Source organism: Propionicicella superfundia DSM 22317 (assembly GCF_000423465.1).
Lineage (GTDB): Bacteria > Actinomycetota > Actinomycetes > Propionibacteriales > Propionibacteriaceae > Propionicicella > Propionicicella superfundia.
In genome coordinates, this window is record NZ_AUIA01000017.1 from 43,085 (window position 1) to 55,337 (window position 12,253).

The 12,253-nt window shown below is 72.6% G+C and carries 10 protein-coding genes and 1 tRNA gene; 4 read left to right on the forward strand and 7 right to left on the reverse strand.

Translation table 11 applies throughout. The features are described 5' to 3' along the window. Positions 1-168 precede the first annotated feature (168 nt). Positions 169-984 (forward strand): GNAT family N-acetyltransferase, encoded by an 816-nt coding sequence (locus G555_RS17545; RefSeq protein WP_051208305.1) that lies wholly within the window; start codon positions 169-171, stop codon positions 982-984. A 27-nt stretch (positions 985-1,011) separates the two neighbouring features. On the opposite strand, the gene G555_RS0102680 is transcribed toward G555_RS17545, so the two are convergent. Further along, positions 1,012-1,098: transfer RNA gene (locus G555_RS0102680), tRNA-Ser, on the reverse strand. Between the two features lie 115 nt (positions 1,099-1,213). On the opposite strand from G555_RS0102680, the gene G555_RS0102685 reads away from it, so the two are divergent. Both G555_RS0102685 and G555_RS0102690 read left to right on the forward strand, forming a co-directional pair. Further along, positions 1,214-2,182, forward strand: a complete 969-nt coding sequence (locus G555_RS0102685) for an NAD(P)H-quinone oxidoreductase (RefSeq protein ID WP_028707667.1) — start codon at positions 1,214-1,216, stop codon at positions 2,180-2,182. A gap of 7 nt (positions 2,183-2,189) precedes the next feature. After that, entirely contained in the window at positions 2,190-3,536 is a 1,347-nt protein-coding gene (locus tag G555_RS0102690) for a chloride channel protein (protein ID WP_028707668.1), read from the forward strand. 63 nt (positions 3,537-3,599) lie between these two features. Here the strand turns inward: G555_RS0102690 and G555_RS0102695 are convergent, their stop codons facing one another. From G555_RS0102695 to G555_RS17550, 4 genes are all read right to left on the reverse strand, one after another. Continuing rightward, entirely contained in the window at positions 3,600-6,056 is a 2,457-nt protein-coding gene (locus tag G555_RS0102695; protein WP_028707669.1) for an FtsX-like permease family protein, read from the reverse strand. Next, a complete protein-coding gene (locus G555_RS0102700; RefSeq protein ID WP_028707670.1) occupies positions 6,053-6,802 on the reverse strand; it encodes an ABC transporter ATP-binding protein in 750 nt (249 codons plus the stop codon). The genes G555_RS0102695 and G555_RS0102700 overlap by 4 nt, the downstream gene beginning before the upstream one ends. Before the next feature lie 188 nt (positions 6,803-6,990). Further along, entirely contained in the window at positions 6,991-7,845 is an 855-nt protein-coding gene (locus G555_RS0102705) for a Cof-type HAD-IIB family hydrolase (RefSeq protein WP_028707671.1), read from the reverse strand. Between the two features lie 148 nt (positions 7,846-7,993). After that, positions 7,994-8,245 carry a hypothetical protein gene (locus tag G555_RS17550; RefSeq protein WP_036920871.1) on the reverse strand — a complete coding sequence of 84 codons (252 nt, stop codon included), beginning with the start codon at positions 8,243-8,245 and terminating at the stop codon, positions 7,994-7,996. Between the two features lie 257 nt (positions 8,246-8,502). Here G555_RS17550 and nhaA point away from each other — a divergent pair, with 257 nt between their 5' ends. Next, complete coding sequence (nhaA, locus tag G555_RS17555) at positions 8,503-9,867, forward strand: Na+/H+ antiporter NhaA (RefSeq protein ID WP_156887397.1); 1,365 nt, start codon at positions 8,503-8,505, stop codon at positions 9,865-9,867. A 40-nt stretch (positions 9,868-9,907) separates the two neighbouring features. Here the strand turns inward: nhaA and G555_RS0102720 are convergent, their stop codons facing one another. Together G555_RS0102720 and G555_RS0102725 are read right to left on the reverse strand one after the other, a co-directional pair. Next, positions 9,908-10,981: a CobW family GTP-binding protein gene (locus G555_RS0102720; RefSeq protein ID WP_156887398.1), complete on the reverse strand. Its 1,074-nt coding sequence runs from the start codon at positions 10,979-10,981 to the stop codon at positions 9,908-9,910. 57 nt (positions 10,982-11,038) lie between these two features. After that, positions 11,039-12,178, reverse strand: a complete 1,140-nt coding sequence (locus G555_RS0102725) for an FAD-dependent oxidoreductase (RefSeq protein ID WP_036920945.1) — start codon at positions 12,176-12,178, stop codon at positions 11,039-11,041. Positions 12,179-12,253 lie beyond the last annotated feature (75 nt).

Genomic DNA, 12,253 nt, shown 5'->3' on the forward strand with positions numbered 1-12,253 from the left:
CGAGCCGGACGACACGCGATCCGCCCCGGCAGGAGTCCGCGTCCGGGCGCCGGATCGCGCGGCCCCACAACGCGATGCGCCGTCAGCTTCGGGACGTCGGGCCCACGTGAGGGCCACTGCGGTGTGCGATCCTGGGGAGGCTCTCCGCGCGGTCCCCGAGGTGGTGTCATGAACTCACGCACAGCAGCCCTTCCGGCGAACTGGACGACCGACCTCGCGATCCTGGAACTCGCCGGCGCCCGCATCGCACGGCGCGACGACCACCTGATCGTGCGGACGCCGCAGAACCGATGGGCGCACTGGGCGAACTTCCTCCTGGTCACCGATCCGGCGACCGTGTCCGACGCCGACCGCTGGACGGCGGCGTTCGCCGAGGAGTTCCCCGACGCCGGGTGGGTTGCCGTCGGTCTGCCCACGACGCCGGACGCCACGGGCTGGGCCCGTCACGGCATCGACATCCAGCCCCTCGACACGCTGGCCGCGATGGCAGCCCCGCACGAGACCCCGCCCGTGCCGGGCTACGAGATCCGGCCCTTCACCCCCGACGACTGGGCTCACGACGTCGAGCGGGCGATCGCCGAGAACGCCGCCACCCGGGCGCAGGATCCCGCCGAGTTTGCAGCCTTCGTCACCGCCCAGGCCCGGCAGCGGCGACGGCTGATGGACCGCGGCGTCGCGGCGTGGTTCGGAGCATTCTCGAAATCCCGGCTCCTCGCCGACCTGGGCATCGTCCTGTGCGGCCACCGCGCCCGCTATCAGGACGTCAGCACCGATCCCGAGCACCGCCGGCGCGGACTGGCATCCCATCTCCTGGGCGTCGCCGGGCAGTGGGCGGCCCGGCGCGGCTGCGCCGAGTGGGTCATCGTCACCGAACCGACGAACGCGGCCGGCCGTGTCTACCGAGCCGCCGGCTTCCGCGCCGTGCCGGGCGGGGCGGAGGCGTATCGGAAGCCGCCGCCGGCGGCCGTCTCCCCGGCCCTCTGACAACCGGAACGTGGCGGGCGGGGCCCGCGGCGAGAGTGGGATTCGAACCCACGGAACGGTCACCCGCTCGGCCGCTTTCAAGGCGGCTGCACTAGTCCACTATGCGATCTCGCCGTCCCCGGAAGGACGCCTCATCGTACCCCTGGCGACGATCGCCCCGGACGTCGCCGAAGGGACGCCACGGAACTCGTTTCGCCCGCCTGGCGGACGTCCATGGCAAGCTGACACCATGCGCGCAGTCATCGTCACCGAACCCGGTGGGCCCGAGTCTCTCCGGATCGCCGAGGTGGAACGGCCGGTCCTCCGACCCGGCCAGGTGCTCATCCGGTCCGTCGCCGCCGGCGTCAACCGTGCCGACCTCCTGCAGCGCCGCGGCTTCTACCCCCCGCCGCCCGGAGAGAGCGACACCATCGGCCTGGAGGTGTCCGGGATCATCGAGGAGGCCGGCTCCGAGGTCACGGCGCGAAAGGTGGGCGAGCCGTGCGTGGCGCTGCTCGCCGGAGGCGGGTACGCCGAGTACGTCGCCGTCGACGCCGGGCAGGTCATCACCCCTCCCGGCGGGTTCGACCTCGTGTCGGCGGCTGGGATCATCGAGGTGGCGGCCACGGTCGTCTCCAACCTCGACCACGTCCACCTGTCCGCGGGCGAGACCTTCCTCGTCCACGGCGGCGCGGGCGGCATCGGGACGTTCGCGATCCAGTACGCGAAGGCGCTCGGCGCGCGGGTGATCGCCACGGCCGGCTCACCCGAGAAGCTGCAGATCTGCCGCGATCTCGGAGCCGACGTCGCGATCGACTACCACGACGACTGGGTGGCCGCCGTGAAGGAAGCGGCGGGCCCCGGGGCCGACGTGATCCTCGACGTCATGGGCGCCAAATACCTCGAGGCCAACGTGACGGCACTGTCCCCCGATGGCCGGCTCGTCGTCATCGGTCTCCAGGGCGGGCGGAAGGGAACCCTCGACCTGAACGCGCTCCTCGTCAAGCGGGGCACGGTGACGGCGACGAGCCTCCGCGGCCGCCCGCCCGTGCAGAAGGCGGCCATCTGCTGCCAGGTGGCCGAACGCGTCTGGCCGTTGTACGAGTCGGGCGCGATCCGGCATCCGCATGAGACGAGGATCCCGTTCGAGGACGTCGCGCGAGCGCACGAACTCCTCGAATCAGGTTCGAACATCGGCAAGATCGTCCTCGAATTCTGACCTCGCCATGAGGGCGGGAGCGTTCCGCCGCGGCGCGGCCGTCGTGGGCCTCGTGGTGCTCGGCGGCGTCCTCACCGGCGGTGCCGCCATCGGCCTGATCCTGCTGCTGCGCGGCATCTCCCTGCTCGCGTTCGGGTCGGCGGCCGAACCCGACCTCACCGGAGCCTCGGCAGGCGGCGATCCGCTTTCGTGGGCGCGGCGCCTCGTGCCGCCCGTCGCGGGCGGGCTGATCGCCGGTCTCGCGTGGTGGGCGTTGCGCCGCCACGGCCCGGCCCCGACGGTCAACGCCCTCGTGCGAGCCGCCGGCGACGCGCGTCACCCGGCCGGCCGGCCCCGCGTCTGGCTGCGGACGGTGGCCGACGCCGCCACGCAGATCCTCGTCGTCGCGACGGGCGGGTCGATCGGCCGGGAGGCCGCACCTCGCCTCGCGGCGGCCGGGCTGGTCAGCGACCTGACCGCCCGCGCGCCCCTGTCGAGCGACCTCCGCCGGGTGCTCATCGGGGCCGCGGCGGGCGCCGGCCTGGCGGCGGTGTACAACGTGCCGATCACCGGCGTCCTCTTCACCACGACGATCGTGCTGGCCGGCGCTCCCGCTCGGGACGGCGAGACGCGCGAGCGGCCCGGGGCGGCCCGGCGCCTGCTGCGCCGCGCGGTGGGATCGGGATGGTCGTGGCGGGCCGTCCTGTGCGCCGCGCCGATGTCGGCGATCGCATCCGTCCTCGCCTGGACGGTGATCGGCTCCGGACCCCGGCTGCCCCTCCCGCCCCTCGACCCGAGCTGGACGGACGTCGCGTTCGCCCTCGGCGGCGGCGTCGTGGCGGGCCTCGCCGGGCATGGCTTCGCCGCCGTGTCCGGACGGGCGCGGCGGTCGGCGATCGGACCGGGCGTGCGGCTCGTGCTGGGTGTCGCGGCCGTCGGGCTCGTCGTCGGCCTGGCGTCCTTCTGGCTTCCGGTCGGCGGGAACGGACTGGCGCTTCTGGAGCCGGCCCTGCGAGACGCCGAGACGCTGCCCGTCCTGCTGGCGTACATCGTGGCGAAGCCGCTGCTCACCAGCGCCTACCTGCGCAGCGGTGCCGTCGGCGGCGTGCTCATGCCGGCACTGTCCACGGGTGCGGCGGTGGGCGCCGCAGCCGCCCTGCTCACCGGGCAGCCGTCCGCCGCCGCCTTCGGCGTGATCGGCGCGGCCGCCTGCCTCGCGGCGTCCGAACGCGCCTGGATCTTCGCGGCCGCCATCACCTGGGAGATGACACGCGCACCCTGGCACCTGGGTCTGTGCCTCGTGGCCGCCGCCGTCGTGGGACGTCTCGTCGCGGCGGCCATGGACGCGCTGGCTCCCCGCGCGGCCGCTGACTGACGACAGCGTGGAGGGTTGTTGTTGGTAGTCCAACAACAACCCTCCACGCAATGTCCCGGCGGGTCAGTCGACGTCGGCCAGCGCCTCCACGGGCGTCGCCAGCGCGGCCCGCCGCCCCGGCAGCACCGAGGATCCGACGGCCGCCGCGAGGGCGATGAGCACGAGGATGCCGGTCGTCGTCAGGTCGACCGTCAGGCCCGGGGCCGCGAAGTCCCCGGTCACCATCAGCGCCGCGCTGGCGAACCAGCCGAACCAGATGCCCGCCGCCGTCCCGACCGCGACGCCGACGACGCCGATGAGCAGCGCCTCGACGGTGAGCGACGCGCGGAGCCCGCGCTTCTGCAACCCGAGCGCCCGCAGCAGCGCCGACTCGCGCGTCCTCTCCAGCACCGACAGGCCGAGCGTGTTGCCGACGCCGATCAGCGCGATCACGACGGCCACCCCGGACAGGATCGTCGCGACGAGCAGCAGGGCGTCGAGCACCTGCGTGATGAGAGCCGCGTACACGAGGCTGCCGCTGACCTGCAGTCCGCTCCCCTCGCCGACGATGTCCTGCACCGCCGAGTAGAGCGGCGCCGCCTCGTTCTTGTCGTTCGCCTTCAGCCACACCGCCATCGGCCCGACGTCGGCGGTCAGCGAGGAGAACGTCGCCGCGTCGGCCAGCAGCTCGTCGTACCCGAGGTAGTCGGCCGTCACGACATGGACGACGACCGCCGCCCCGCTCGCGCCGGTCAGCGTGAGGTTTCCCTCCTTCTGGCCTGGGGGAAGGACACCGGACCCGACGACGGCTCGGCCGGGACCGACGTCGACCTTCACGGCGAGGACGTCGGCCACCGCGGGGTCGTAGCGGTACACGCGCATCGACGACAGCGAATCCCCGTCGCTCGACCGCGCCTCGGCGATACCGCCGTGCAACACCGCGGAGGCGGCGACACCGGGCACGGCCTGCAGCTTCGTCACGGTCGCCGTGGGGATCGCCGGGCCCGCGCTGGAGACCGAGACGTCGAGGGGGTTGGCGGCGGCGATCTCGTCGATCATGGTCGCCTTGGTGGTGGCGGTCGCGACCTGGAGCGTCACGACCAGCCCGACGGCGAGCATGAGCGCCGTCGCGGTCGCCGCGCTCCGCGTTGCGTTCCGCGACGCGTTGTCGGCCGCCAGGCGCGGCACCGGCCCGAGCGGCCGGACCAGCGCCCCCAGCCCGCGCAGCAACGGCGGGACGAACAGCGGCGACCCCGCCAGGATGCCGATCGCCAGCAACGCGCCCGAGGCCAAGGCGACGAAGAATGCGTAGGTTCCCGCCTGGAACGTGACCACCGCGAGCGCCACGCCACCGAGGGTCAGGACCGAGCACAGCACCAGTCGCACGACGGAGAACGACCTGGTCTGCAAGGTGACCTGCTCGCGGATCGCCTCCATGGGCGCGACGCGCATCGTGCGGCGCACCGGCACCCACGCGGCGACGACGGCCGCCAGGACGCCGGCGAGGAACGACACCACGACCGACATCCACGGGACCACGAGACCGAAGCCGAGCGACCCGCTCCACGCGCTGACGCCGGTAGCCGCCCCGAACCCGAGCCCGACCCCGAGCAGCGACCCGACGACGCCGACGAGGGTCGCCTCGACCAGCAGGCTGCGACGCACCTGGGCGGTGCTCGCGCCGATCATCCGCATGAGGGCGATCTGCCGGCGCCGCTGGGCCAGCAGGATCGCGAAGGTCGTGGAGATCATGATCGTGCCCACGACGAGCGACAGGACGCCGAACGCGTTCGCGATGATCTCGAGCGGGTTCACGCCGGGCGCCAGGCTCGCGACGACCGCATCGATGTACTGCGGCGTCGGCATCGCCTTCACCGCGCCGGCGCCCTGACGGGCCAGCTCGTTGTTGACGGTCTCGATGGCGGCCGTGACCGACATGCCGTCGGGCACCTTCACGATCCACTGCGAGGCGGAGACGTCGCTGAACGCGGCCATCGGGACGCGCAGATGCACGCTCCCGCCGATCACGCTGTGCGGGTCGTCCGTGAGACCGACCAGCGTGTACCGCTGGTCTCCGGCGGCGATGGACTGGCCGACGTTCAGATGGAGGGCCTCGGCATCGCGCTGCGAGGTCACGAACTCGGTCGCTCCGGTCGGCCAGCGTCCCGACACGATACGGCCGGACCGCAGTGCCTCGCTGTCGGGGATCGCGGTCACGGTCGCGTACTGGGAGTCGCCGCCCTCCCCGACCGACGTCAGGGTGCTGAGGACCGGCGCGACCTCGGCCCCGGTGAGGGTCGCGAGGGCGGCGGGGGCCTTCGACGGGTCCGCCGCCGCGTCGGGGTCGGCGTCCGGCGGGACGGCCACGACGAAGTCCGCCGCCAGCACCTCGATCAGGTCGACCTTGGCCAGCGCCGCCAACTCCGTGTGGGCGAGGATCTGCGTCGCCACGAGGAACGCGACCGACAGGGCGATGCCGGCCCAGGTCGCGAGGAGCCGGCGCGGGCGGTGACGGATCTCACGGAGCGCGACGGAGATCATGCGACGTCCGCATCGTTCAGCGCCGCGAGGGCGTCCTGGCTGGTGGGGTGGGGGATGTCCTGCACGATGCGGCCGTCGGACAGGATGATCGCTCGCTCGGCGTACGCGGCGGCGATCGGGTCGTGGGTGACCATGACGATGGTGTGCCCCAGGGACGAGCTCGCGTGCGCCAGGTACTCCAGCAGCGCACGGCCCGTCCGCGTGTCGAGCGCCCCGGTCGGCTCGTCGGCGAAGATCAGATCTGGCTCGGACACGAGGGCGCGCGCGACGGCCACCCGCTGCTGCTCGCCGCCCGACAACTGGCTCGGCAGATGCCCGAGCCGGTCGGTGATCCCGAGCGAGTCGGTGATGACGTGGACGGCGGCGAGGTCGACGCGGCGCCCGGCGAGCTCCAGCGGGAGCACGATGTTCTGCAGGCCGGTCATCGTGGGCAACAGGTTGAACGCCTGGAAGATGAACCCGATCCGGTCGCGCCGCAGTCGTGTCAGATCGCGGTCGGGCAACGTCGTGATGTCGGAGTCGCCGATGTACACATGCCCTGTGGTGACCCGGTCGAGCCCCGCCAGGCAGTGCATCAAGGTCGACTTCCCGCTGCCCGATGGCCCCATCACCGCCGTGAACGATCCCCTCGCGATCTCGAGGTCCACCCCGGCGAGGGCATGGACGGCGTTGGGGCCGGAGCCGTACACCTTCGTGAGGTCGCGCGCATAGGCGGCGAGTTCGACGACTGCTGCGGACAGGGTCATGTCGGTGCCTTTCGGATCGGAGGAGCGGAGGCGGTATGCCCAGCACGCTAGTGATGACGGCGGGTCAGGCGGATCGGCTCCTGATCCGCTCCGTGGGGATGTTTCGGGTACCGGCGTCCCACCCGGGAACGACTGTGGTCCTGCCTGTCAGCAGGCTGTGTCCCCCTGAGGGTGCACCCGGCGGCGGGTCAGCCGCCGAGCATCGTCCGCAACGTGGTGACGACGCCGAGGTCCTCGTTGGACGGCGCGACGTGCCCCGCCGCGGCGATGATCGCCGGATGGGCGTTCGCCATCGCGAACGAGTGGTCGGCGGCGGACATCATCTCGAGGTCGTTGAGGTAGTCGCCGAAGACGACGGTCTGGGCCGGAGTCACGTCCAGCGCCTGCTGGAGATCGCGCACGGCGGTTCCCTTGTTGACCCCGGGCGCCATGATGTCGAGCCAGTGCCCCGTGGACACCACGACCTGGTTCGGAGCCCCGAACGCGCGCAGCACGGGGCCGCTTCCGGTCTCGGCGTCGTCGGCGTCGAAGACCGCGTACTTCAAGGTGTCGTCGACGGGCTCCAGGACATCGGGGACGATCTTCTTCTTGGCGTAGTACACCGCGACCTGCCGGACGAACTCGGGATCGGACGCCTCGATGTAGGCGGAGCGGCGACCGCACCGGATCCCGCCGACCCGGTACCCGTCGCGGCGCATCTCCCGCGTCTTCGCGACGAGCCGCCGGACGTCGTCGGGATCCATCGGGTGAAGGCTCACGACCTCGCCGTCGAGAACGACCATCGTCCCGTTCTCGGCGATGTAGGCCAGCCGATCCGCCTCGTGTGCGAACTGCTGCGTGAGGGTCGCGTACTGTCGTCCGCTCGCGGCCGCGAACACGATCCCCCGCTCGTGCAGTTCGGCCAGGAGCGGCCAGAATCCCTCGGGGAGGTGGCCCGCACCGTCGAGCAGGGTGCCGTCCATGTCGGTCACGACGAGCCGGACGTCCACCTCCGTCGGCGGCTCGGTGGGGACGACGCGATCCTGCGGACTGCGGGTGGACACGGAGACTCCTTCGCGCTGAGAGGACCCGGGGCGCGCGGGTCGGCCAACCTCACGTCAGCTTATCGGCTGGGCCCTCGCACGGCGGGAGGGCGGGACGACTGCTCGTCCCGCCCTCCTCGTCTCGCCGCCGCGCCTGGCGCGGCGACCATCAGTCGTTGCCGAACAGTTTCCCCTTCAGGCCCTCGAACGCGTCGGAGATCTTCTCGCCGACGTCCTCGAGAGCGTCGGCCACGTCGTCGGCCACGTCGGCGAGCTTGTCGCCGAGATCGCCGGCCGCCTCACTGGCCTCGCCCTCGATCCGCTCGGCCGCGTCGGCCACGGCGGACCCGTCGCCCGTCACGTCGCCGACGGTGTCGGACACCTGCTGGACCGTCTCGTCGATGTTGTCTTCGATTCCCATGCCGCCTCCTCGACTGCGGGTACGTCCATACGGTAGCCAGCAGACGACCCGGCAGGGAAGAGGAACGTCGCCGGTCGGGGGCGGCCGGTCACCTCGGACGGGGTTCGCGGGGCCGTCCCTGCCCGCACGGTCCCGGCCACCGAGTGGACGCGGGTGGGTCTCCCCCGCCCGCGGGGTCAGGCAGCCGGCTTGGTAGGTTGGAGGACGGCTTCGCGCCGGGCTCCGACCGTGCGCACGTCCAGAGGAAGAAGCTCCCCGTGCCCGTGTCCCGCGCCTCGCGCTTTCCGCGCCGGGGGAGCTATGCCGAAGCGCTGCGCATCGGCGACCTGCTGCGACGGGAGACCGTGGGCGGGGCGCTCCTGGTGGCCTTCGCCGCCGCAGCGATCGTGTGGGCGAACAGCCCGTTCGCGGCGTCGTACTTCGCGTTGCGCGATGTGACCTTCGGTCCCGCGGGGCTCCACCTCGACCTCACGCTGGGCGGCTGGGCCGCCGACGGGCTGCTCGCGGTGTTCTTCTTCATGGTCGGGCTGGAGTTGAAGAGCGAGTTCGTCGCCGGCGACCTCCGCCGCCCTGCCGCCGCCCTCGTCCCGGTGACCGCGGCCGCGACCGGCGTGGCCGTCCCGGCGCTGCTCTACCTGGCCGTCGCCGGGGCCGACCCGGCCTACCGTCACGGCTGGGCCATCCCCACCGCGACCGATATCGCGTTCGCCGTGGCGGTGCTCGCGATCATCGGCTCCCATCTGCCGCGGCAGTTGCGCCTCTTCCTGCTCACGCTGGCGGTCGTGGACGATCTCATCGCCATCGTCATCATCGCGGTGTTCTACACGGATCATCTTTCCCCGCTGCCGCTCGCCGGCGCTCTCGCGGCCGTCGCCGTCTTCGCCGTGGTCGTGCAGCGCGGCCGTCGATGGTTCCTGCGCGCGACCTGGGCGGCGTGGGTCGTCCTGCTGCCGATCGGCATCGTCGCGTGGGCGGCGCTGCACGCCTCGGGTATCCACGCGACCCTCGCGGGGGTGGCTCTCGGGTTCACCGTTCCCGTGCGCCACCCCGACGGCGGCGACAGCCGAGGGCTCGCGGGCGAGTTCGAACACCGTTTCCGTCCTCTATCCACCGCGGTCGCCGTGCCCTTGTTCGCCTTCTTCTCCGCGGGGGTGGCGCTGGGCGGCTGGGGCGGCTTCGTCTCGGCCCTGTCCAGTCCGGTGACGCTCGGCATCGTGGCCGGGCTGGTCGTCGGGAAGCCGATCGGCATCGTCGCGGGTGTGTGGGTCACGACGCGGCTGTCCCGCATCCGCCTCGATCCGTCGCTGCGCTGGGTCGACCTGCTCGGCGTGGGCATGCTGGGCGGCATCGGCTTCACGGTCTCGCTGCTCGTGGCGGACCTGAGCTTCGACGCGTCGTCCCCCGAGCACGGCTATGCCAAGGTCGCGATCCTGCTCGCCTCGGTCGTCTCCGCGGGCCTGGCGTCGGTCCTGCTGACCGTCCGGAACCGCCGCTACCGCGTGATCGAGCAGGAGGAGTCGGTCGACGCCGACGCGGACGGCATCCCCGACGTGTACCAGGCCGATGCGAGCGAGGGCGAGGCGGAGGGGCCCGGCGGCGACACCGGCACGGGCGGAGCCTGACGACGCCCGGGCGCCGCGACCCCGCCGAGGAGGTCCTCCGTCAGGCGGGGACGCGCTCGACGTAGCGCCGGAGCCGTGCCCACTGCCCTGCCGACGCCCGGTCGGCGGAGGCCCGGAGCGCCGCCCGCATGCTGCTGCGCACCGCCGACGCGTCGAGCCGGGGCCCGATGGCGACGAGGGTGTCGGGACAGGCCGCCTCGCGCCCGCGCAGCGCGGCGAGTTGGACGTTCGTGCCGACGACGTTCACCGCGAAGCGGGTCGGCCGGGCGGGGGCGCGGACGTGCAGGATCCCCTTCAGCCGGTACACGCCCGCGGGCGGCGTCTCCAGCAGGCGCGCGAGTCGACCGGGGTCGACCGGCCCCGGCGGGGATTCGGTCACCACATCGGCCCGGCTGTGCCCGTGCCAGTCCACCGGCTCCGCGCCGGGCGGGGCGACGTCCTCGGCCTCCCACAGGAACGGCTGCGCGACGACGATGTCCGCCGTGTCCAGCAGGAGCGCGGGGTCGACCCTCCCGCGGATCGCTCCGACGACGACGGCTCGCGGGTTGCGCGCCTGCACTCGGCCCTCGATGCGGTCGAGGACGTCGCGCCGCAGGGACGGCGGAACCCGGTCGAGTTTGTTGACGATCACCAGCGAGGTGGCGGCATGCCGCCGCGGCGGCGCGGTGAACCGGTCCACCGTGTCGAAGTGCTCGACCGCGTCCACGACGTCCACGATGCCCGCCGGGCGGGCGCGCGGGCCGCAGGCCGCCCCGACGACGCGGGCGAGTGCACCCGGTTCGGCGACGCCGCTGGCCTCCACGACGATGGCATCGAGGGCCGTCCGCGGATCGGAGAGCCGATCAAGGGCGTCCGCGAGGGCGGTGGAGTCGGGTGCGCAGCACAGGCACCCGCCGGCCACGGCTCCCGGTTCGCCGACGTAGCCGGACACGAGCGCGGCGTCGACGTTCTCGGCACCGACGTCGTTGATGACGACCCCGATGCGCGCGGCCGATCGCAGCAGGTGGTTGAGCACGCTGGTCTTGCCCGCTCCGAGGTAGCCCGTCAGGCCGATCACGGGAACGGGTGCGATGCGTGGCGTACGCGGCCTGCTGCCCGGTGACGATCCGATCACACGCTAATGATAACGGTTCTCAACAAGAGAGGGCGCACCGCTCGCCAGGCTTCGACCTCACACCGGGACGGCGGCCTCCCGATGGGACGCGGCCGTGAACTGCGGCCGCGTCCACTCGCTGTCGCCGGTGAGGATCACCTCGGCGAGCGCCTGCCCGTAGACAGGAGCGAACTTGAACCCGTTGCCGCTCATGCCCGCGGCGACGACGATCCGCCCGTCGGCGACGGTGTCGATCACCGGCATCCGCGCCGCCGTCTTCGAGTCGGAGTGCACCGACCACCGGACGGCCTCGGGCACGAGATCGGGGATCATCCGCACCGCCTGCTCGCCGACCCACACCAACTGCTCGCGGACCAGGCCCGGCGGGCGGGCCGCGATGTCGGCGACCTCGTCGAGATCCACCTGCGGACACATCTTGATGCTGTAGCCGTCCAGCGTGGGCACCCCGAACGCGTGGACGCCTCCGAGATCCCGCATGAACCCCGGGAAGCGGTCCGGCGTGAACCGCTCGATGTGGCGGGGCATGAACCACGTGAGGGCATACGTGGACACCGTCAGCAGGTCCGCGAGGTCGGGCAGGACACGCGTCGTCCACGGCCCGGCCGTCACGACCACCCGGTCGGCCAGGACGTCCCCCTCGCTCGTCGCGACGCGCACCCCGTCGGATGTGACGTCGATCCCGTCCACCTGGACGCCGAACCGGGCGGCCGCACCCAGCCGGATCGCCTCGCCCGTGGCCGCCAGCACTCCCACCTCGGAGCGGGTACCGCCACCGAGGACGTCCAGGACACCGACATCGTCCGCCTCGATGTGGAACTGCGGGTACCGGGCGCGCAACTCCGCCGCGTCCATCGTCTCGTGCGGCAGGTCGTGGTCGGAGATCGACTGCAGGGTGGCATCGAGGTCGGGATGACCGGCGGGGCCGACGCTCAGCGCCCCCACCTTCAGCAGGATCTCGCGGCCGGACGCCTGCTCCAGCTCGGTCCACAGCTCACGGGAGCGCACCAGCAGCGGGGTGTAGATGCGGCCCTCCTTCGCGGCCACACGGAACAGCCGCGACTCGCCCGCGTAGGCCCCGTGGAAGTGGACGCCGCCGTACTGTTCGATCCCCAGCAGCCTCAGATCGGGCCGGGCGGCCGCCAGCCGCCACAACGCCATCGACCCCATCGAGCCGAGCCCCACGACAACAACGTCCACGCGCTCCACGCTTCGCCCCTTCCCCGTCGGGTACGTCCTCCTGAGCCGACCATGTCACGGCGTCCGCGGGACCCC